The organism is Arthrobacter sp. ISL-30 (genome assembly GCF_018613855.1).
Taxonomy (GTDB): Bacteria; Actinomycetota; Actinomycetes; order Actinomycetales; family Micrococcaceae; genus Arthrobacter.
In genome coordinates this window covers 24,812-44,675 of sequence record NZ_JAGGPK010000014.1, presented here as the reverse complement: position 1 = coordinate 44,675, position 19,864 = coordinate 24,812, and the positions used below count along the sequence as shown (strand labels likewise).

Annotated in this window: 19 protein-coding genes; 9 read left to right on the top strand and 10 right to left on the bottom strand. The window is 63.5% G+C overall.

All coding sequences use genetic code 11. From position 1 onward, the window contains the following. Nucleotides 1-482: 482 nt before the first annotated feature. The 7 genes from J7E82_RS06275 to J7E82_RS06245 all read right to left on the bottom strand — a co-directional run bounded on the left by J7E82_RS06275 (nucleotide 483) and on the right by J7E82_RS06245 (nucleotide 8,794). Nucleotides 483-716, bottom strand: a complete 234-nt coding sequence (locus tag J7E82_RS06275) for a hypothetical protein (protein ID WP_214861635.1) — start codon at nucleotides 714-716, stop codon at nucleotides 483-485. After that, on the bottom strand, nucleotides 713-2,035 hold the full coding sequence (locus J7E82_RS06270; RefSeq protein ID WP_214861629.1) for an MFS transporter: 1,323 nt from the start codon (nucleotides 2,033-2,035) through the stop codon (nucleotides 713-715). Before J7E82_RS06270 ends, J7E82_RS06275 begins: the two co-directional genes overlap by 4 nt. A gap of 577 nt (nucleotides 2,036-2,612) precedes the next feature. Then, nucleotides 2,613-3,005: a hypothetical protein gene (locus J7E82_RS06265; protein WP_214861627.1), complete on the bottom strand. Its 393-nt coding sequence runs from the start codon at nucleotides 3,003-3,005 to the stop codon at nucleotides 2,613-2,615. Beyond that, nucleotides 3,002-5,107: a hypothetical protein gene (locus J7E82_RS06260; protein ID WP_214861625.1), complete on the bottom strand. Its 2,106-nt coding sequence runs from the start codon at nucleotides 5,105-5,107 to the stop codon at nucleotides 3,002-3,004. Before J7E82_RS06260 ends, J7E82_RS06265 begins: the two co-directional genes overlap by 4 nt. Beyond that, on the bottom strand, nucleotides 5,104-6,600 hold the full coding sequence (locus tag J7E82_RS06255) for a hypothetical protein (protein WP_214861623.1): 1,497 nt from the start codon (nucleotides 6,598-6,600) through the stop codon (nucleotides 5,104-5,106). The genes J7E82_RS06260 and J7E82_RS06255 overlap by 4 nt, the downstream gene beginning before the upstream one ends. Nucleotides 6,601-6,893: 293 nt before the next feature. After that, nucleotides 6,894-8,378: a site-specific integrase gene (locus J7E82_RS06250; RefSeq protein ID WP_214861621.1), complete on the bottom strand. Its 1,485-nt coding sequence runs from the start codon at nucleotides 8,376-8,378 to the stop codon at nucleotides 6,894-6,896. Nucleotides 8,379-8,440: 62 nt separating this feature from the next. Continuing rightward, complete coding sequence (locus J7E82_RS06245) at nucleotides 8,441-8,794, bottom strand: hypothetical protein (protein WP_214861619.1); 354 nt, start codon at nucleotides 8,792-8,794, stop codon at nucleotides 8,441-8,443. A gap of 130 nt (nucleotides 8,795-8,924) precedes the next feature. Here J7E82_RS06245 and J7E82_RS06240 point away from each other — a divergent pair, with 130 nt between their 5' ends. The 3 genes from J7E82_RS06240 to J7E82_RS06230 all read left to right on the top strand — a co-directional run bounded on the left by J7E82_RS06240 (nucleotide 8,925) and on the right by J7E82_RS06230 (nucleotide 11,032). Continuing rightward, nucleotides 8,925-10,043, top strand: coding sequence for a PP2C family protein-serine/threonine phosphatase (locus J7E82_RS06240; protein WP_214861617.1), 1,119 nt, complete (start codon nucleotides 8,925-8,927; stop codon nucleotides 10,041-10,043). Nucleotides 10,044-10,275: 232 nt separating this feature from the next. Further along, nucleotides 10,276-10,608: an STAS domain-containing protein gene (locus tag J7E82_RS06235; RefSeq protein WP_214861615.1), complete on the top strand. Its 333-nt coding sequence runs from the start codon at nucleotides 10,276-10,278 to the stop codon at nucleotides 10,606-10,608. Further along, nucleotides 10,601-11,032, top strand: a complete 432-nt coding sequence (locus J7E82_RS06230; protein WP_214861613.1) for an ATP-binding protein — start codon at nucleotides 10,601-10,603, stop codon at nucleotides 11,030-11,032. Before J7E82_RS06235 ends, J7E82_RS06230 begins: the two co-directional genes overlap by 8 nt. A 147-nt stretch (nucleotides 11,033-11,179) precedes the next feature. Here the strand turns inward: J7E82_RS06230 and J7E82_RS06225 are convergent, their stop codons facing one another. Further along, complete coding sequence (locus J7E82_RS06225) at nucleotides 11,180-11,530, bottom strand: Hpt domain-containing protein (protein ID WP_214861612.1); 351 nt, start codon at nucleotides 11,528-11,530, stop codon at nucleotides 11,180-11,182. A gap of 934 nt (nucleotides 11,531-12,464) precedes the next feature. Between J7E82_RS06225 and J7E82_RS06220 the strand changes: the two genes are divergently transcribed. The 4 genes from J7E82_RS06220 to J7E82_RS06205 all read left to right on the top strand — a co-directional run bounded on the left by J7E82_RS06220 (nucleotide 12,465) and on the right by J7E82_RS06205 (nucleotide 16,536). Then, nucleotides 12,465-13,748: a glycosyl hydrolase gene (locus J7E82_RS06220; RefSeq protein WP_308113644.1), complete on the top strand. Its 1,284-nt coding sequence runs from the start codon at nucleotides 12,465-12,467 to the stop codon at nucleotides 13,746-13,748. 82 nt (nucleotides 13,749-13,830) lie between these two features. Further along, entirely contained in the window at nucleotides 13,831-15,795 is a 1,965-nt protein-coding gene (locus J7E82_RS06215) for a glycosyltransferase family 2 protein (RefSeq protein ID WP_214861609.1), read from the top strand. Then, nucleotides 15,785-16,117, top strand: coding sequence for an STAS domain-containing protein (locus J7E82_RS06210; RefSeq protein WP_214861607.1), 333 nt, complete (start codon nucleotides 15,785-15,787; stop codon nucleotides 16,115-16,117). Before J7E82_RS06215 ends, J7E82_RS06210 begins: the two co-directional genes overlap by 11 nt. Then, a complete protein-coding gene (locus J7E82_RS06205) occupies nucleotides 16,114-16,536 on the top strand; it encodes an ATP-binding protein (protein WP_214861605.1) in 423 nt (140 codons plus the stop codon). Before J7E82_RS06210 ends, J7E82_RS06205 begins: the two co-directional genes overlap by 4 nt. A 147-nt stretch (nucleotides 16,537-16,683) precedes the next feature. On the opposite strand, the gene J7E82_RS20985 is transcribed toward J7E82_RS06205, so the two are convergent. Both J7E82_RS20985 and J7E82_RS06200 read right to left on the bottom strand, forming a co-directional pair. Then, the gene (locus J7E82_RS20985) at nucleotides 16,684-16,809 is read right to left on the bottom strand and encodes a hypothetical protein (protein ID WP_285289701.1); all 126 of its coding nucleotides are present in this window, start codon (nucleotides 16,807-16,809) and stop codon (nucleotides 16,684-16,686) included. A gap of 355 nt (nucleotides 16,810-17,164) precedes the next feature. After that, nucleotides 17,165-17,398 (bottom strand): hypothetical protein, encoded by a 234-nt coding sequence (locus tag J7E82_RS06200; protein WP_214861603.1) that lies wholly within the window; start codon nucleotides 17,396-17,398, stop codon nucleotides 17,165-17,167. Between the two features lie 1,090 nt (nucleotides 17,399-18,488). On the opposite strand from J7E82_RS06200, the gene J7E82_RS06195 reads away from it, so the two are divergent. Beyond that, a complete protein-coding gene (locus tag J7E82_RS06195) occupies nucleotides 18,489-18,941 on the top strand; it encodes a hypothetical protein (RefSeq protein WP_214861601.1) in 453 nt (150 codons plus the stop codon). Between the two features lie 82 nt (nucleotides 18,942-19,023). Beyond that, nucleotides 19,024-19,863 (top strand): hypothetical protein, encoded by an 840-nt coding sequence (locus tag J7E82_RS06190; RefSeq protein ID WP_214861599.1) that lies wholly within the window; start codon nucleotides 19,024-19,026, stop codon nucleotides 19,861-19,863. Nucleotide 19,864 lies beyond the last annotated feature (1 nt).

Genomic DNA, 19,864 nt, shown 5'->3' with positions numbered 1-19,864 from the left:
CTCCACAACAACTGGTTCCACCAGAGTCAGGGCCACCGGAGATGCGTCTCTATTGAAGCGGTCGAGAGTGGGTTCCTTTGACCGTTGTCGGCCATGGGTGTCCTGACTCTGCTGGACGTAGCCAGCGGGCCAGGGTCCTGCTGGCGTTAGCGGTGAGTGGGGCGGACCTGCCGACAATGGGCAGTTTTCCCTCGATGGGCAAGCCGGCCACAATCTCCATAGGCCGGTCGATCGGGCCGATGACGGCCGCGCACACATTCTGTAACCACAATGCTGTTGTTGGAGGTCTCCGAAGTGGCCTTAGTTGCCCTTGGGGTCGCGGTAGGCCTGTGACTTGGGGTCGAGTTCAGTTGTTGGGCGTCCGTTTCGCGGCTGGCTGTTGGTCCAGTGCGCCCGTCGCATAGGCAACGATCCTTTGAATTTGGCGTTAAAGAGACAGCTTGACCTTGTTGTTTTGATGTTGCGGGAAATGGTCATGGGTGTCACTGCGCAGGACGGGCGATTTCGACCATGGTGAATTGCTGTGCGTCGTACATGCGCTGGGCTTTGTTGATGAGCTCGGGAGTCATCTTTGGCTTGCGTCCGCCCTTGCGGCCCCTTGGGCTCGGCTGCGGCGAGTCCGGCCTTGCGCGTTCTCGTATCAACGCGGCTTCGTATTCGGCCATCAGAGCGAACGTGCCAAAGACGAGCTTCCCGTGCGCGGTGGTACTACTCAACCCCCCGATCTGCCCGGCGGCGCGGTTAGTCGCCCTTCTTTGTACTGGGTGTAGATGATGCGCTCCTTCGCCGTTCTGTTGTCGCGGACTGCAAAAAGAACAACGAGTGCACTGGCTCCAAATAGGGCAGCGGTAAGCGCGTACGCTCCGACGGATCCACTGAGACCAGCAAATGCGGCCAGAATACTGGCTGTGGCTATTTCTCCTACGTACTCTGCCTGGGCTAGGAATGAGTGCATTGTGGCGCGTACGTCACTGCTGGTTCGTCTGTTGACCCAGATGGTTGTCACTGTTCGGGCAATCGGCCCGGCTACGCCGCTTGCGACGAGCAGGGCAACAACTGCGATGGAAAGGTTCGGCGCCAGGCCGAATAGGCCAAGGCTTATCGCTCCTGCAATGCCAGCAATCACCATGGCCCTGCGGGCTCCGGATTCAGAGCGGATACGATTCTCGATTCCTCGGAGCGCGAAGATGCCCGTAATGAAGCCCATGATGCTGATGGCGGTGAACCACAGGGTTCCTTCTGAACCATCTGGTAGACCGACGTCAACGAGCTTCACCGGGTAAATCCGGGCGAAGGAATCACCAGCTCCGTTGACGAGCAAGGTGACAAAGACAAGCGCGAGGATCGTTCTGTCGCACACGGCTAGAGTCACCCCCCGTTTGAGTATTCTGTATGATCCTCGCCAACGCTGCGTCCGAATGGGAGTGAAGTTTCGTTCTGGAAAGAACAAGGCGAACAATGCGCCGAGGATGAGCATGGCGACACCGACGCCAACAATCACGACGGGACGGTTGATGAGCGTTCCCAAGACGCCGAGAACGACCAGCCCGGTTCCTGATCCGGCGAGTTGCCATCGTGCCTGGCGGCTCAGCACGTGGTCCATTTTTTCTGGTTGGTCGAGTTCGTCAGTAATCCAGGCAATATCTGACCCGCTTGAGAACGTCCACGAGATTCCGTACAACATCTGCGCGAGCATCAGCGGTAGGAAGGAGCTCGATAGTCCTGTGGCGATCATTGCTACACCCATGAGCGCATGCGAAATAACGATGGCCAACTTGCGACTCACGGTGTCGGCGAACGCTCCTGCAGGTAACTCAAAGACAACTGCCGCAAGGCCCTGGGCCGCTGCAATGATGAGTAGTTCTGATGGCGAGAGGCCTGCGTTCGCAACCATGTAGAGGCTGGCGAGCAACCACCAACCGTTGTGCAAAACAGAACGAACGAAGGACCAGCGAAGAAACTTATGAATGAGATTGTCACCGGCGAATCCATCGCCAGGTGCAGCCCTGAATCGGGCACAAAAATGGGAAGGCAAAGCGCTCCTAGGAGAAGTTACTAAAAATGGGCATGGCTCTATCCGTTTTTGCACGGAGAGCGATGGGGGTTTCATTTAGTAACGGCGCATGGACAAAGATTAGTCAGCCTTCAAAGGCACTTGCAACCCCCAAACGCAGGATCGACGCAACGCACGCAATCGCCGCACCGCAGATCCTGACGATTGTTTGAGCCGTAGAAAGCAACCGGGCTCCCATCTACGTCCCACCGCCAGCGTCGACCATGGCGACAGTACGACCGGTCTCATGAATCCTCTTTGCAACACGCACGACATGGCGAGAGTTGCTCGCTCATCCAAGTTCCGCCGACGATGACACTCACAGCGTCACCTGGGCAATCGATCCGACTGCATGGCAGGGCGTCATTTTCCGCCTCAGCACATCCCGCCCTGCCCCTTCCACATTCGCCACAATCTACGAAGTGCTTCACCTTTCAACTCCCGAAATCGCCGAGCTTCGGTAGGTGGCGCCCGGTTTCTGCGGCGCGGGTACCTGTATGGCCGTGACACCGGGAGACCGACGACCAATTCAGGCTGCGACGCGGCGTGTTTCCGAGCGTTACCTGGATATGGGAATGACACCCTCTCGGCGGGAGAGGCTGTCTCTGAGCGAGCCTCTTTCCTCGAGTACATCCAGGAGGGCGTTCGCATAGGCTTTGAGCCGTTTGTCCAGGTCACGGTTGGCCGCGGTGAGCCGGGCATTCCGCTGCCTTTCGTCGGTTAGGGCCATTCGCAGACTATCGACCTCGGGTTTTGTCCGATTCAGCTCCCGCGCCCGCTCCTGGAACCTTGCGTTGATGTTGGGGTTGTCGTGGGTGAGCCGGTGGCGCTTCACGCCGGCGAGTTCGACGAGACGGAGGCCTGTGAGGGGGCCGGGCACGCGGCCGTCCAGGAGGTCGTCCATGGCGCGTTCGAGGGCTTGGCGGGTCTGTTCCTGTTCCGGGTTCGTCATGGTGTGCCCTTCTGATGGGTTTCGATGATGCTTTGGATGGACTCTCTTATTGCGGTCGTGCGCTGGTGACGGATCGACGGGGCCAACGAGTCGTCCGGAAGGCGATCAAGCCTGGTGCGGAGTTCTTCGATGTCGGGGCCGGTGCGGGCGATGTTGGCGCAGCCGGGTTGGCATCCGCTCAGGTCGGGGCTGTCGTCCGTGGCCGTGATGCAGCGTGCTTTGGTGCGGTCGAAGACGCAGTGCAGGCCGCGTCCGGGGTAGACCTGGAGCAGGGGATCTTGGAGCAGTTTTCGGGCCTGGCGGCCAGTGAGGAGGATCTTCCCGGCGAATTTCTCGCTGGTTCCCCGGACTCGTTGTTCCAGTTCGCCGGCGGCCGGTCCACTGATGTGTCCTCCGGCGTCGAGGTACGCTTCGAGGTCTGTGGCTTGGTCGATCCGTTCGAGCCATTGTTCGAAGGCGAGGTCGTCCGGGAAGCCCGAGGCGTAGTTTCCGGCGTAGCCCTGGGTGACGTGGACGTTGATGTGGCCGTATTGGATGGCGGCGGCGACCAGGCCGCGGGGTCGGCGCACGATGTGCCAGGCAAGGGTTCGGCGGAAGCGGCTGGGGGTGATGCGCCCGTCGGGGTCGTTCGGGATGGTGTCGGGACGGCTGTTCTGGCGGCAGAAGGCGTTGACCCATTCCGCGAACGAGGCGATGTCTTCTGCGACTCGCGTGGCTGTCCGGGCCTGGCCTGGCCGTTGCCTTAGCGGGCGGGTTCTCGGGTGGTTTGCTTTGGGCCGGATGCTCTTGGGGAAGAGGAAGCGTCCGCCACCGAGTTTCTCGGCGACATTGACGGCTTGGGCGACGAGGGCGTCGACGACCCATGGGTTCTCACGCGGTGCGCCTTCTTCTGCCTTTCCGCCGTGGGAGCCGGTTGCTCCCTTCCACCGCGTGCCGGTGAATGTCCACAGGTCCCGCTCTGGATCGTGGTGGAGGCATCCCGTTGTGAGGGTTAAGACCTCTCCCGGCCGCATGCCCGAGAGGTAGGCGATTACGATGTAGCAGGCGGCAAGGAGCAGGCGGGCGTAGCCGAGCGCGTCGTCGTACTTCATGGGCCCGGGATGCCACGGGATTCCGTCGACGGTCACGGCATAGCCGGGGGTCAGGTAGGCGTAGTCGTCCATTCGCAGACCCGAGGCTTCGATCATCGACCGGTCGTACTTGGCGTGGGTCGCTCCCAGCGTGCCGGTCAACCGTGCGAGGTGCGCCCATCTGACCTCGCGTGAACCGTCCGCCAGTACGCGGCCGGGAAGCCCAAGTCCTGCCGCGCGAAACTGCGCCAGGACTTGCGTCAGCTTCTGCTGTCGGTCCGCCTCATACAGCCTTCGGCCTGCCTGCCGGTATTGGCGTCCTCCCATGGTGGTCCTGCGGTATTCGTCGAAGTTGGGGAGGATGTCCGCCGAGATCTCTTCGACGAACCGGATCGCCCATGTCAGCAGGGGGACGAGCGTTGCATCGCCGATCCGGGGTGTGCGGTTGTTGGGCTGGAAGTCGGATCGGGCGCCCAGCAGCTCCCTGGCGGGCGCATCATCCCAAGGCGGAGCGTCCGGCATTGCCAGGCGCGGCGGGACCACGTCCCGATAGGCCCACAGCCGCCGCATTTCCGCGACAGAGTGCTGTCTGGAACCGTAGGAGACTCCGGAGTCGCCCAGGTGTGCCAGGTACTCATCCAGGCGCACCGCGTCCAAATCCGCGAAGGATTCCAGACCGCGTCCGAGGGCCCAGATGATGAGCCGCTCGATAGGGCCCTTCACGAACGACACCGATCGCAGGGAGCAGCGGACTCCGGCGCGGGCGGATGGCAGGGTGCGCGGATGGTCCTCGTTGATCAGCTGCCACAGGTACCCTTTGACCGCGTCCCGCCACGGCGGCGGAAGTCGTTTGAAGTTGATGCTTGTGGAGTCGCTGTGGTCCTCGAAGATCCCGGGCGTGAGGTCCCAACGGTCATCGCCGAACCGTGAGAGCCTCTCCGGTGCGATCTCCGGCCGGACCGGTCGGCCGAGCAGGACCGGGGTGCCGGGCATCGGTGCTGACCGGGCAGTGTCGATGGTGTTGATGCTCATGGGATCTCCAACTCATTTTCAAGGAGGGCTCGGACCAGGCGGGCATCTTCGGCGGAGGCTCGCTCGGCCTCCGCCGGGACATCTGCGCGCTGGAGATGAAGGACGTCTTCGAGCCGAGCGGCCGCCGCGGCGAAACGCCGGTCCCACTCGGCCGGGGTCATCTCGGTGTTTCGTCGTCTGAGCTCGGTGAGCATAAGGGCCTGGACCGGTACGTGCCTGGGCTCGGAACGCGAGCACGGGCACGTGAGGCAAAGCAGAAACGATGCCGTGCACGGCCGCCCCTGCTCGCTGTAGGGGCTGTGCTCGTTGTCCACGCAGGCGGATCCGACCGTGTCCAGTTTCCCGGCGAGCACTTTCCCAAGGATCTCCTCGGTGACTCCAAACCTGTCCGCTACCCTTGTCGGGTTCTCACGGGCAGCGTGGCAGTCTTCCTCGCTGAGGGTGAGGCCCAGGTTCTCGGCGCGGATCCTCTCCACCTCGCCTTTGAGCGCCCCTGCTACGACATTCTGGTACGTACTGAGCGACGTCCTGTCGCGAACGAGGTAGACAGAGGCAAGCGTGGCGCTGGCCTGGGCCACCGGGCGCTGGTGAAGTTCGAGGAAGGTCCGCCGGAGCCGACGGGAATCCACCCGCTGGGGCATGCCCTCCCCGTCTGAAAAGCCCTCCAGCGGTCCGAACAGGCCCACAGCCGGCGTGCGGTAGCCCAGATTCCTGGGGGTTCCCAACCGATAACTGAACGAGTGGTAGACGATTAGATCGGGATAGTCGAGATACCGTCTGGCCTCGCGGCCGAGCTCGAGGGCAATCTCGTAAACGCCGTGGGCAGAGCCGTAATCGTCTCTGTCCACCATCGGCCTCCGCTCGGCAGAAAGGGTCAGGTCCATCTCGGACCGAAGAGGTCCGCGCCGCGGTTTGCTGCCACGTGTAACCAGGGCAGGTAGCTCCCCGGGGGCGGTCGCCGCAGAATGCTCGGCACTCATTCCCAGCACCGTCGATGCATTCAGGCCCGTCAGGCACATAATCAGGATGGCCATGGCCTCCGCTTCGTTCCTCAGAGGGTGCAGCTCGGAGACCAGGTCCGAGCAAGACACGTACCGCACCTTGCCGCTCGCGCGTCGTGGGACACCCCCATGAACTGCGACATACGCCAGCCTCGCTGCCCTCGTTCCCTCCCGGAAACAGGCCTCGCCCGGCCGCGGGTCCCCGGACAAGTATCGGTCCGCCTCGGCCCGGGCAACACGGATACGCGTCACCGCCGCTCGGACAATGCGCCTGGCCGCCCGGCGGATCTGGCGGAACTCAGCCTCGGTATAAGCCTCGATGGCGGCACGGGGGCGCACCGCCACGACCGGGGTGTAGAGGGCATCGCGGAACTCGTTCGGGACCCCTTCGACGCCACGAAGCACCACCCTGAGGGCATGCACGACGCCGAGCCCTTCCCTTGTCCCCAGCAGCCGCAGCTCGAGGACATAGCCGGCCCGCAGCTCGCCCACGCATGAGGCCTGTCTTGGTCTGGCCCGGATGAGGTTCGCAAAGGAACGCAGCTTTTCGAAGAGCCCCTCGGCGGACGGAATCGTCCGTCTCGTCCCTGCAGGACCCGTCGCTCGCGCGAAACCGGCGGCGAGTTCCCCAGTTAGAACCGGAGAGAGCCCAAGCCTGCCGAAATGGAAGTCACGAGGACTCCGACCCCGCTCCGGATAGACCCGAACCACCGGAGCGTCGCCGTCGAGGAAGAGCGTCTGCGGGGGTGAGTAGCCAGATGGCGGCAGGGACGCCGCCCGCCCCGTCACGTCCCGTCCGCCGGGTCTAAAAGACGAACTCGGGGATCAGAGCGTAGGAATGCAAGGACCCCGTCCCGGCTGAGGTCATCGCCGCTGTGTGCCAGGAGGAACTCCACATCCAACCCGATGAAGGGCTCAAGATAGATGTTCCTCGTCGTATTCACATCTGAATGGCCGAGCATCGTCTGAACCAGCGACCACGTGTCGCCGAATTGCTCCCGGAAGTCCTCCAGCCGGTCCGATCCCGTCCCTGCCCGCCGACGCTCCCAGACCAGCCGTCCGACGGCGTACCACCTCAGCGCGAAGCTGTGCCGGAGCATGTGGGGATGGCATTCGAGCCGGCCGATTCCGGCCTTGCGTACACGCTTGTTGGCCAAGGCGAACGACTTGTACCAAGCGCCCTTCGCCCGCGGCGAGCCATCCTCGTTAAGCCACAGTGCCAGAGGTTCAAGACCGTCCGGCCCTTCGACGAACAGCATACTCCGGTCCGCGGGGGACAGGTTGTTCAGATTCGCGTGCACGATACTTCCGCGCGGTTCCGCAACCCGCACCAGGCCACGGTCGGTTATCCGTTGGACAATCCGTCGGCCGGCCCAGCTTTGGTACAGCCCGCTCTCGAGGCCGCGGCGAATCGCGGCAGCCCGGTCCGTCTGGACATAGTTCCACATGCCATCGAGCGCCTCGCGGCCCATCCAGTACCGTCGGCCCCGGCCACCCTTGGCGCAGCTGCCCGCCAGACGCGCGGTAGCGTAGGCTTTCGCGGCACCATCGGCCGGGAGCTCGAAGAGGCATATCGAGGAGAGCTCTTGCAAGCGCAACCCGGTCCCGTACAGGCCGTCAACGAACGCCGCATCCCGAGTCTGGGACCGCGGCCTCCAGCGCGTCTTCTCCGCCCCGCTCGGCTCCCTTCCGTGGATCCCGACGTCGCGCCACAGGCGGAACGCTCCCGGAGAGAGCCATTTAACGTCCGCTGCACGGATCGCTGAGGCTCTGGCGCGGGGGTCCCGCACCGCAGCCCGGTTCCTGGCCCACGCCTGCTTCCGAGCCGTAGGAAGGAGCCGGCTGGCGCCCAGTCGTTCTGCGGCCCAGTCGTGGAAGGCAAGGATTGCTGCAAGGTCCCCTTGCCACGTCGCACCAGAAACACGACGCGGATTATCCAAAGCCGAGGTCCTCCAGAAGCGATAGTCGAAAAGATCGCTCTCGGATGCCCCTACCCACTCCTTGCCCCGCAGCTGGAGGAAGTTGAACCAGGTCCGAAGGGAATACGCGTACTTTCGGTTCGTCCCCGCCGCCAGATTCCGCATCCGTCCGCTGGCAAAGAACCTGTTGCCCGCGTCATGCGGCACGCCCTCTCGATTCAGGAAGAATGGGCGACCTGCATCGAGGCGCACACCCTGCCGGCCAACACGGGCCAGGAGACCGTCATCCCGTGCTGCGCCGGAATCCTGTGCGAAGTGCAGCCACCACGTCCCACCACCAGATTCGACCATGGCCCCGACAGTACGACCGATCCCATGAATCCTCTTTGCAACACGCACGACATGGCGAGAGTTCACACGATGTCCACGGCCGATCTTCGTTTCAACTTGAGCCAGGCTCTTTTACCCGACTCGTACGGTTGTTCTGGGCCCTTAATCATCAGGCCTTCCAGTCCTGCCGCGGGTAGATCCTCAAGCCATTGTTCTGCCGTCTTTCGGTCCATCGTCATGGGGGAGAGGGACAGGGGAGGGGACCATGCTGTAGCCAGCTCCTCGAGCAGCGCCCGGCGGTCCCGGAGTGGCAGGTCTCTGATGTCACGGCCTGCGACGCATAGGACGTCGAAGCCGGCAAAACTGGCCGGCAGCTCCCTGACACGGGGTCGAACCGTGATATCACTGACCTGTAAAGAAATAAACTTATCCGTCATAGGAAAGCGACGACATGTTATGTTCGCGCCGGAATTGGAGGCGTCAATGTCTTGGCTCTTCTGGTTGAGTTGTCGTCGTTCCCGCGGGGCGAGTGACAAATCCTGGTCATGGCGATAGTTGATTAGGCCTATGCCTGCCAGCCCCGGGACGCGCTGTGCCGTAGTTATCGAGGATGATCCCGATGTCCGGGGCCTGCTCGTTTTGATGCTGAAGCAGCTGGACTTCGACGTGGTCGAGGCGACGAACGGGCTCGACGGCATCCAGGCCGTCCGGGAGAGTCATGCAGCGCTTGTCACCTTGGACCTCGGCCTGCCCGACATCGATGGTCTGGAGGTCTGCCGCCGGCTGCGTGAGTTCTCCGACGCGTACATCATGATGCTCACGGCGCGGGTGGATGAAATAACCAGGCTGACGGGCCTGGACACTGGCGCCGACGACTATGTCAACAAGCCGTTTAGTCTCAAAGAAATCCAGGCCCGGATCAGGGCAATGCTCCGCAGGTCACGCGCCACGCCTACTGTGGCCAGCGACGAGCTGTTCCGCGCAGCCGAGGTCCAGCAGAGCCTCCTCCCGAAGGAGGCGGTGATGTTGGACGACTACGACGTCGCTGGCAGCTTCCGGCCGTCGCGCAGTGTCGGCGGGGATTTCTACGACTGGTATCAGACCCCGGAAGGCCTGCAGATAACGTTTGCTGATGCCATGGGTAAAGGTATGGGTGCGGCCCTGATTGCGGCAACGGTACGCGTAGTTATGCGCTCGGTGGCCGGCAGGGCCGGGATTGACAGCGCCTTCCGGGCCGCAAGCGCCAGCATCGCCGCGGACCTTGAGCAGTCCGGTTCCTTCGTCACCCTCTTCCATGCACGCCTCACTGCGGCCACGGGGAGGGTCAGCTACATCGACGCCGGGCACGGGCTCGCGCTGCACCTCGCCACGGGCGGCAGCGTCCATCGGCTCCCTGCGGCAGGACCGCCGGTGGGGGTGTGGGACGGACAGCAGTGGCCGGCGGCGGAGGTGGATCTGGCCCCGGGCGACAGCCTGGTGGTGGTCAGCGACGGCGTCCTGGACTCGTTCGAAACGCTCGAGGACTTTATGAAGCACGTGGAGATCGCGGTCCGAGCCCAGCCGACCGCGGACCTTGCCTGCCAGGCGGTGCTCGACCTTGCTCCGGCAGACAGCGCCGGTGACGATGTCACGGCGCTGATCGTGCGACGCCTGGGCACCGATGCAAGGCAACCCGCCGGAGGATAACAGGAGACACACCGGAAGCCCCAGTACAGCGAGACAGGACGTCCTCCACCGAGGCCTTGGCAGCGCTTCCGGTGATGGCCCTGATTATTGGAGTGGCGCGCCTTGCTGCCGGCTTATCGGAGCCGGTGGTTACGCTGGTGAACGTAGTGTGGATGGCTTTCGATCTTGTCATCATGAGCGTCCTGTTCAGGGCTGTCAGGTACAAGGGTTAGCCCGGAGAAGAGGAACGGTGATGCAGTTTAGTTATGAGGTGAAGGACTCCTACACGGAGGTGAAAGGCTCCGGCCGCCTGAACCTGGTGGCCGCGTCCAAGCTGCGCGAAGTGGTGGCCGAGGTGGTGGCCGCCGGTTCCAGTAGGGTGGCGGTCAACCTAGAGGAGACGGTGTTCATGGATTCCTCCGGCCTTGGCGCCCTGATCGGTTGCCTGAAGGCTGCACGGCAGGCTGGCGGCGACCTCCGCATCTCAGGCGTGCAGCCCCAGGTGAAGATGGTCCTTGAACTGACCAACATGGACCGGGCGCTCACGCCCTACCCCACAGCTGAGGCGGCGTTCAGCGATGACTGAGGTACTGGCCCGCCGGAGATTCCGGGGTGAGTCGATCCCGGAATCAATTGAGGCCGTCCACACTGAACTGGATTCGCTGTGGGAGGACGCCGATTTCGTCCCCGAGATGGACCGCATGACCTTCACCACCGCAGTGATCGAGGTAGCCTCCAACATCATCCAGCACGCCGAACCCGTTGGCCAGATTCCCGTCGAGCTGGGCGTAGACATCAGTGTGTGGCCCACCCGGCTGGTGGCCAAGGTGAGCGCCTTCAACGCCAAGGAGCCCTTCGCTTCCCCACCCGAGACAGGACTGCCGGACGACGACTCCGAGGCCGGCCGGGGCCTCGCCCTGATCGAAGCGCTGGTCACGACCGTTACGTTTGAACGCCAGGCGGCAACGAACATCTGGATTCTGACCCGAAAATCCAGGACGGTGGCCTAAGAGGGTTCGCCTTTGTCAGTGACCCCGTAACCATGGTGCCGGACGACAAGCCAGCCCACTTGCGGCCCTGCAAGCGGGTGCCTGCGACAAACGAGCCGAACTGTTCGGGACCGCCCGTAACAGGGCCAAGCTCCCTGTGCCGCAAAGTCAATGCGTGCGTGGAACCTCGGCGATAAGCATTTCTGCGTGCGTGGCCAGCGCCGAGAGTACGGTCTCCGGGTCTGGAAAGGACCCGGAGCGGAGCTGAAATTCGAGATAGCGACAGTAGTGCTCCAAATGACGCGCGCCAATCATTGATGAGGTGGTTCTCAGACTCTGTACGGCATCCATCACCGCATCCATATCGCCTGTGGACAGTAAATAGGCGGTTCTTTTCCTCCGGAACGGCAGAAGGCCGAGATAGGTCTCGAGGAAGCTTTGGGCGGTTTCCTGGCCTGCCTGCTCAGCAAGTCTCAGAAGCACGCGGGAGTCCAGAACAGGTCGTGCACTATCTGTCATTCTCGCCTCCTGAACTCGCTGCGGCGCCACCGTGGCAATGTCGGGTGGAGTTCTATTCGCGACAGGCTGAGATCCTGCATCGGCCGGCCCCTGGCGCTCGTTTCCTCGTTTCATGTGGGTTTCCATTGTCATTTCAGAAGCCGCTTGGGTGGAGTATTGCCGCACGCTGCTGTACTGCGCAGAACCAATATTGGCAGCAGACCATCATGAAACCAGGTCATTTAAACTCAAGATTTGATCAATGCCGCGCCGAATGTCAGCGGCCATCAAGAATTGCCCACGAGCGGCCAGGCGGTTGCCCATGGGTGGCGAGTTGGCCGTCTATGGGCACTTTCACATGACCGCCGACAGCCGAACACAATTCCGTTATGGGTCTGCCGGCACATCCGCAAGGGATTGACACGAGACAGAATCCAAGGAGCAGGAGCCAGCGGCAGGTGAGCGTGTCACCGACCGAATTTGCCTCGCTCCTCCGCAACGAAATCTGCGGACCGTCTTCCTTGAGGTCCAAGTCGCTGGCCCTGCTGATCCACGGCTTCAGAGACCTACGATGATTCCATGACCGACTCTGGAAACTGGAGATCTTGCTCCCTGGAGCCAGCCGCTCGGATAGCCAAACCTGCGAGTCCAACAGATTCTGTTATGCGCCTTTATAGATTGTTAGTCGTGCCCACGTTGCGCCCTAACGTGCCCGGGCCCTCACGTGCCCGCTTGGGATCTCTTGACCAATGGCTACGCCCCCTCACCGTTGAGAGCGGAAGTTTTTGCGCAAGATCTGTACAGGATTTGCCGAGGATTTCGCTCAAGTCCGTCCGCCGGCTCCGCTCCTTGCCATCATTGTCTGGGACCCTTTCCGGCCCTTCGTGACTGAGACCACGAAAATTCAAATGACGCTGGGAGCGCTGTGCATAAGAATCGATTAATCAGGCTGGTTGTGACCGGCCTTGCTATGTCGCTGGCCGTGTTGTTCGGGATCAGCGTGCCCGCCGAGGCTGCCGGTCGGGCCGGCATCACGCTCAGCGCTTCCAGTGGTCCGGCGGGTGCATCGGTCACGGTGACCGGTTCCGGCTTTGCCAAGCAGGCTGCGGGAACGGTGACAGCCGGATCTTCAGCCGTTCCCTTCGCCACGGATGCCGCTGGCTCCTTCACCGCTGACATCACCATCCCGTCGACGTCGTCCGCGACGGTCACCGTGACTGCCATGGTCGGAAAGCGCTCAGCGTCCGCGGATTATGCCGTGACCTACAGCCCGGCTTCACTCAGGGCCGGCCAGGACGCTGCGGCCACGAGTGCTTCCCCCATGACCATGGCAGCCAAGACCGGGACGACAACCACGACTACGCTGCCGCCAAAGAGCACGGACACCCTCCGCTTCGGCGTCTCCACCCCGGGCGGCCCTCTGGCCTCTAGTGAGCTCGATGCGGTGGCCACGATGGTCAACGAAAGCCCGTCAATCGTGATGTCGTACAAGGACTTCAGTCAGGCCGCTCCGATCGCTGACTTGAACGCTGTCGATGCGCGCGGCGCGATGAGCCTGATCACCTGGGAGCCGTGGCTGTGGAGCGGTAACGGTGCCAACCAGCCTGCCTACGCCCTGGACCGGATTACCGCAGGAGACTTCGACACCTACATCCGGCAGTGGGGCACCGCGCTGGCCTCTTGGGGCAAGCCCGTGATGCTCCGGTTCGCCCATGAGATGAACGGCAACTGGTACCCCTGGGCCGAGGCTGCCAACGGAAACGGCGCCGGCGATTACGTAGCTGCCTGGCGGCACGTCCACGACGTCGTGGCCTCCACCGGCGCGACGAACGTGCAGTGGGTCTGGGCTCCCAATGTTCCGTACTGGGGTTCCACGCCCCTGACCGGACTCTACCCGGGCGCCGGTTACGTCGATGTCGTCGCCCTGGACGGCTACAACTGGGGCACCTCGCAATCGTGGAGTTCCTGGACCTCACCCTCGGCGCTCTTCGGAGAAGGGCTGGCTGCACTCCGCAGCCTGGCACCGGGCAAGCAGATCATCATCTCCGAGACAGCCTCAGCGGAGGCCGGAGGGTCAAAGGCCACCTGGAACACCGACCTTGTCTCCTACCTGGCCGCGCAATCCGACGTCACCGGGTTTGTCTGGTTCCACCACAACAAGGAAGTCGACTGGCGGATCAACAGCTCCACCAGCTCAACCAAGGCCCTCAAAGCAGCCCTGTCGGCCAGGAACTCCTAACCTGACGCAATCCGCCGTCTCGCACCCGCTCAGGTTCAGCGTCTGAGCGGGTGCGGCACGACGAACCGAAGACGAGGCTCCAATGCGACGCTTCTTTGACCATCAGCTGCTGGTCCGGGTCCTCACGACCCTGACCATCATCCTGGGCGTGAACTACATGGTCTGGCGGTGGCTGTTCTCGGTGAACTGGTCCAATGCCTGGATCAGCGTGCCGCTTGTGCTGGTCGAGACGTACAGCCTCATCGATTGCTTCCTCTTTGGCGTCACGATGTGGCGGCTGCGGGAACGCCCCGCGCCCCCGGCACCGCCGGAGGGGCTCAGCGTGGACGTGTTCATCACCACCTACAACGAACCCATCGACCTGGTCATGACCACGGCGCTGGCTGCCTCCCGCATCCGGTATCCGCATAACACCTGGATCCTTGATGACGGCGGCCGTCCCGCCGTGCAGCAGGCCGCCGAGAAAGCCGGTATCGGGTACATCACCCGCTCTTCGGAGTGGGAAAACCGGCCCCGGCACGCCAAGGCAGGGAATCTGAATAACGCCCTGGCCGCGACCCACGGTCAGTTCCTGCTCATCCTGGACGCGGACCAGATCCCGGAACCGGAAATCCTGGACCGTTTGCTGGGCCACTTCAACAACGAAAAAGTCGCACTCGTCCAGACTCCGCAATGGTTCTACAACGTCAACGACACTGACATCCTCGGCAGCCAGGCCCCGCTGTTCTACGGCCCCATCCAGCAAGGCAAGGACGGCTGGAACGCGGCCTTCTTCTGCGGCTCCAATGCCCTCATCCGGCGCGAAGCGCTCATGCAGGTCGGGATCACCTGGTACGTCCACGGTGTCAGGACAACGGTGGGGCAGACCCTGAAAGGCGGGGACAGGATCATCGCCAGGGCCCGTGCCGAACATGCCGCAACAGGGCAGCATGTGACCCGGGCGCTGGAGGACGTCCGCCTTGCCGTGCGCACGGCCCGGAAGGAACTGCGGGAAGACCGGCCGGTGGGGGCCGTCACCTACAACTTCCAGCGAAAAGTCGACGCGGCAGCACAAACCATCGTGACCGCTGACCTCAAATCCATCCACGCCGACCTGGACGAAATCCAGCAGCTCACCGGCCTGACGTCCCCAACAGAAGCGCTGATCACCCGTGACGTCGTTGAACGGCTGGCCCGGCGCGACTGGTCACCCATGGCCGCCATCGGCCCAGTGCGCAGGATGATACGCGCCCTGGACGTGGACCGCGCCGATGAAGCCATCCCGGTCATGCCGATGGCCACCAACTCCGTCACGGAGGACATGGCCACCTGCATGCGCCTGCACAGCCACGGCTGGGAGAGCGTCTACCACCACGAAATCCTTGCCAAGGGCCTCGCCCCGGAGGACCTGAAGACCATGATCACCCAGCGGCTTCGCTGGGCACAGGGCACCATGCAGGTCTTCCTGCGCGAGAACCCGCTCCTGCAAAAAGGACTCAGCGCCGGACAGCGGCTGATGTACTTCTCCACCATGTGGAGCTACCTCTCCGGCTTCGCCGCCGTCGTCTACCTCGTCGCCCCGATCCTGTTCCTGTGCTTCGGAGTCCTGCCCGTGGCCGCGTTCAGTCTCGACTTCTTCGCCCGCCTCATCCCGTTCCTCGTCGTGAACCAGCTCCTGTTCTTTGTCGCCGCCCGGGGCCGGAAAACCTGGCGCGGACAGCAGTACAGCCTCGCGCTCTTCCCCGTATGGATCAAAGCCTGCACGACGGCGGCCGCCAACGTCCTGTTCGGCCGGAGCCTCGGCTTCGCGGTCACCCCGAAAACCAGGCAGGACGGCGGCCCACCCTGGTTCCTGATCCGACCCCAGTTAATTGCCATCGCAGCCCTGATCGTGGCCGCAGTGACCGGCCTCGTGCGCATGCTTATCGGCGTAGGCGCCCCCGCCGGCACCCTGGTCAACGTGGCATGGGTTGCCTATGACCTGGTCATCCTCAGCGTGATCATCCGGGCCGCCCTCTACAAAGGCTTCACCCCTACGGACGATAGAGACGAAAACAATGAAATTTGATGTTGAACTGTCCGGCGAAGACAGCGCCGTGATCCGCGCCAACGGGCGCCTGAACCTGATGTCCGCCCCTGACCTGAAGCACCTGGTGACCGGCATCGTGCAGGGTGACGGCCGCCCTAACGTGGTCGTTGACCTGGCAGAGATCGACTTTGTGGACTCCACCGGCCTCGGAGCGCTGGTCTTCGGCCTGAAGACCGCCCGGGCCGCCGGCGGAGACCTGCGCATCGCCCGTCCCGGCAAGCAGATCAAGATGGTGCTGCAGCTGACCAGCCTTGACCGGATCCTGGAACCGCACGACACCGTCGAGGAGTGCTTCGAATGAGGCACAGTCGTCTCCAGGTTCATGAACTCCACGCGTGCGCCGACCCCGAATGCCTTGGCAAGGTCCATGATCTCCTTGCCCGGATGTGGGAGACCTCCCCGGAAGTCTCGGAGCTGGACCGCGCCATGTTCGAAACCGCCGTTATCGAAATCGCTGCCAACATCGTCGAGCATGGCTCCCAAGAGGGCAGCATCCTCTGCAACCTCATCCTCGAGGTCTACCCCGACCGCCTGGACGCCCGCTTCAAGGACGACGGCCGAATCGCCCAAGTCGACCTCGACGCCGCTGCGATGCCCGACGACTTCGCCGAAAGCGGCCGCGGCCTGGCCATGGCCAAGGCAGCCGTCGACGTCCTGACCTACCACCGCCACAACAACGACAACTACTGGACACTCAGCCGCACACGAACAGCCTCCTGACCTACTAGCGGATTTTCACGTCGAAGTCGTTCTTGTCCCGGCCTAGCAGCTCCGCTGCCGGGAGCTGCATACGCGCGAGCCCCAGTCTGTTGTTCCGCGCCTCCGGAACTCTATGCCCGCACTCTCGCGGCAGCGGCAGCCCGGCCCTCATGGCCCAAACAGCAGCCACAGGTCGACCGCTGCCCGGGCGGCCGCGATCAGCAGGGCAGCAGCGGCGATCCAGACGCCGGCGATCTGCCAACTGTTCGCGCGCGGCCGCGGTTGTTCGTCCATGGCTCTCCTGCCTTCCGTTCCATGTGGGAGAACCATCGTAGGGGGCCAAGTCTGACAGCGGGGGAGGCTCTGGGGGCTCCGGATTCGGCCGTGCACAGGAATCCCCACAGAGGCCGGGCATGTGGCAGCTGCTCCCTGTGGAGTAACGGGCTGCGACCGTCCACACAAAATTCATGGCGTGCCGCAGCACCCGGGCGTGCCGCAGCACCCGGGCGTGCCGCCCCCGAGGAACAGTGGCGGCGGGTTATGCACAGTGTGGACAGCTTTGAGCTAATCCACGGGGGCTCCACCTGCCCACAATGGGCATAACCCCTAGAGTGTCTGGGCGGTGGTCGCGGGGCAGTCCTTGAAAGGGTTACCTGCCCGCCGGGTCCGGGGTATCCCCTGGTTGCCCTTCGGCGCCTAACTTCCTGAGCGTGGCCGCAAGACCCCGCACGGTGGCGACATCGCCCTCCCAGGATTTCCCGTCACGTCCACAGGCGTGAAAGCTGGTCACGCCTGCCGCTTCTGCCGCCTGGGAGAGTTCGGCCCAAGCATCCTGCAGCTCCGCAAGCTGCTCCGGAGTCAGCGGCTCGCTGACCTCCGGCACTTGGTTCGCCGGAAGGGCAGCAGGAAGGATCCTGCCAGCCCTGTCCCTGCTCTTCGTGAAGAAACTTCCTAGACCATTCCAGTCCCCCTTCTGGTGCCCCGGCCATGATTGGCGACGTGACAGGCCGTTCTTCCACGGTATCAAGGCATTTGGTCTCCGCTGCGCTCCAACCAGTGATCGGGCGTCCGCTGGCGCGGCCGGCTGTGGGGTCCAGGGCGTGCCGTCGCAGAGCTCCGGACCCCCTGGCCCTGTTATGTCTACCGTTTTTTGGCTGCTGTCTTGGGCGGGGCCGGAATGGCGCTCCGCCGCTGGTGAGTGGCCGCTGTGGCCCGCCTGTGGACGGCGGACCGCCCGACTTCCAAGCTGCCACCAATCCCGGAACCTCGGACGCGCGCCGATTCGTTGGAGGTGGGGTGCTGTCACAGGAAATTCGTTTCCGTAATTGGCCCGGTCGCCAGCCTGTTTTTGGATCAAGAAACGCTCAATATTGGCACAGGGTGCTTCATCCGTGGACGGCCGGAGTGTCCGGTGTTCGGATCGAGAGTGTGTCGAACCAAGTACCTCACTGGACAGCCGGACCGGCCCTGTCTGAGTGGGTTTGCCTGACAGCAGACAGTACTGCCTCAGGCTCCATCCTGCGTTGGGTCCAGGTCATCAGCCTGGACCGGAAGTCCAAGGCAGGATGCTGTACGCTGCCGGAAAAATCTTGGAATGACGGGTATTTCCAGCCTCCTTCGACCTGACCCAACCCACGCGGAGTAGTGGGGCTGCCCCCTTCAATCGATTCACTCACGCTTTATCCCTCGCTCCATCCTCGCCCCCTCCGAGGTCTGTGGAGCAAGGGGGCGGGAGGCTCCCGGGTCACCATTTCGCCCGGTTAGAGGTCTTGCTACGCGAGTACTCGGTACCTTGAGCCAAGTATTTCCGACCCCTCGGTCTGTGAAAAAGACGAGTACCCGGATTCGTTGCCCATGGTTGGTTCCGGGCTGAAACATGAGGGCATCGCTTTATCCGCCGGTCAGCGGCGGGGTCCTGGGGGTTGCGATTCGGCTCCCTTGTGCTGTGCATTCAACAACTAAGGAGTCTCATCATGCGCAACCTTTCCAAGAAGAGCCGTCTGGCAGCTGCTGGGGCAGCCGTGGCACTGGTAGCGGTCGGCGGCGGGGCGGCATACGCCTACTGGACCACCACTGGTTCCGGCAGCGGCAACGCAGCCAACTCGGCAGGCGGCGGCACCGTCACCCTTCACGCAACCTTCGCCGCGGGCCTGGCACCGGGCAATTTCACGAGCGTCGCCTACACGGCGGACAACGCCAGCAACACCGGCACCGTGGTCGGCGCCCTGACCGCGACCGTGACCACCAACGTCGCAGGCTGCGATCCGGCGTGGTTCGACGTCACCGCGGTTACCAGCAACTCGCCCGTGGCCGCCAACTCAGCCGGCACCTCTGTGGGCAGCGGCACGCTGACGTTCAACAACAGCACGGCCAACCAGGACGCCTGCAAGAGCGCCGTGGTGACCGTCAACGTCACCAGCGAATAGGCCATCCTCCGCCGGGGGCCCGCACACTGCGGGCCCCCGGCTTCCGGCGTTTCCCCCTGTCCGGCCTGAAAGGAGGCTCCAGATGAACGACCAACCAGAAACCATGACGCCGTTCCGCCGAGCGGGCGTCTCCGCTCGCGTGCTGTTGCTGTCGTTGGTGGTTGTCCTTGCCTCCGTAGCTGGGCTCGCCGCCGCCAGCCAGCAAGGCAACGCCGCCAAAGCCGCGGCGGGGATCACCGTTACGCTGTCCCCGTCCAGCCGCAGCGTGGACCAGGGGCAGTCCGTCACGTACACCGTGGCCGCCACCTCCACAGGTGGCTTCGCCGGCACCGTCACGTTCGCCGTTGCGGGCTTGCCGGCCGGAGCTGCAGGTGCGTGGTCGCCGTCGTGGGTTGTACTGACCTCGGGGGGTACCGCACTGACGACGCTTACCGTCTCAACGGCAACCACGACACCGGCAAACAAGACAGACTTCACGGTGACAGGCGCCAGCGGGACAACGAAGTCCAACGCGGCGCCGGGCCAACTGCAGGTTCAGGAGGTGAAGCGGCAGTTCGCGATCTCCGGATCGGTCTACGGACTGCTGGCACCGGGCATTGCCAGGCCGCTGGACCTTCAGATCTCCAACCCGAGCGGCAAGACCATCACCGTCAGCAACCTCACCGTCGCGTTGACCCAGGTGGTCCGCACACCGGCTGCCGTGGCGGCGAACCTCCCATGTACGGCTTCGGACTACAGCATCAGCCAGTTCTCGGGGACGTACCCCCTCACCGTACCTGCAGGCAATACCTCGCTCTCAGCCTTGGGCATCGCGCAGGCCAAGTGGCCCCAGATCAGGATGCTGGACACGCCGCTCCTCCAGGACGGCTGCAAGGGAGCCACCCTTCAACTTACTTACTCCGGGACAGGGCAGGGGAACTGAC

What these genes read in the sequence shown, in the direction of transcription:
- J7E82_RS06265 (WP_214861627.1), bottom strand. Translation starts at nt 3,005, where the DNA reads ATGACGAACCCGGAACAGGAACAGACCCGCCAAGCCCTCGAACGCGCC.
- J7E82_RS06260 (WP_214861625.1), bottom strand. Translation starts at nt 5,107, where the DNA reads ATGAGCATCAACACCATCGACACTGCCCGGTCAGCACCGATGCCCGGC.
- J7E82_RS06250 (WP_214861621.1), bottom strand. Translation starts at nt 8,378, where the DNA reads ATGGTCGAATCTGGTGGTGGGACGTGGTGGCTGCACTTCGCACAGGAT.
- J7E82_RS06245 (WP_214861619.1), bottom strand. Translation starts at nt 8,794, where the DNA reads ATGACGGATAAGTTTATTTCTTTACAGGTCAGTGATATCACGGTTCGA.
- J7E82_RS06240 (WP_214861617.1), top strand. Translation starts at nt 8,925, where the DNA reads ATGCCTGCCAGCCCCGGGACGCGCTGTGCCGTAGTTATCGAGGATGAT.
- J7E82_RS06235 (WP_214861615.1), top strand. Translation starts at nt 10,276, where the DNA reads ATGCAGTTTAGTTATGAGGTGAAGGACTCCTACACGGAGGTGAAAGGC.
- J7E82_RS06230 (WP_214861613.1), top strand. Translation starts at nt 10,601, where the DNA reads ATGACTGAGGTACTGGCCCGCCGGAGATTCCGGGGTGAGTCGATCCCG.
- J7E82_RS06225 (WP_214861612.1), bottom strand. Translation starts at nt 11,530, where the DNA reads ATGACAGATAGTGCACGACCTGTTCTGGACTCCCGCGTGCTTCTGAGA.
- J7E82_RS06215 (WP_214861609.1), top strand. Translation starts at nt 13,831, where the DNA reads ATGCGACGCTTCTTTGACCATCAGCTGCTGGTCCGGGTCCTCACGACC.
- J7E82_RS06210 (WP_214861607.1), top strand. Translation starts at nt 15,785, where the DNA reads ATGAAATTTGATGTTGAACTGTCCGGCGAAGACAGCGCCGTGATCCGC.
- J7E82_RS06205 (WP_214861605.1), top strand. Translation starts at nt 16,114, where the DNA reads ATGAGGCACAGTCGTCTCCAGGTTCATGAACTCCACGCGTGCGCCGAC.
- J7E82_RS20985 (WP_285289701.1), bottom strand. Translation starts at nt 16,809, where the DNA reads ATGGACGAACAACCGCGGCCGCGCGCGAACAGTTGGCAGATCGCCGGC.
- J7E82_RS06195 (WP_214861601.1), top strand. Translation starts at nt 18,489, where the DNA reads ATGCGCAACCTTTCCAAGAAGAGCCGTCTGGCAGCTGCTGGGGCAGCC.
- J7E82_RS06190 (WP_214861599.1), top strand. Translation starts at nt 19,024, where the DNA reads ATGAACGACCAACCAGAAACCATGACGCCGTTCCGCCGAGCGGGCGTC.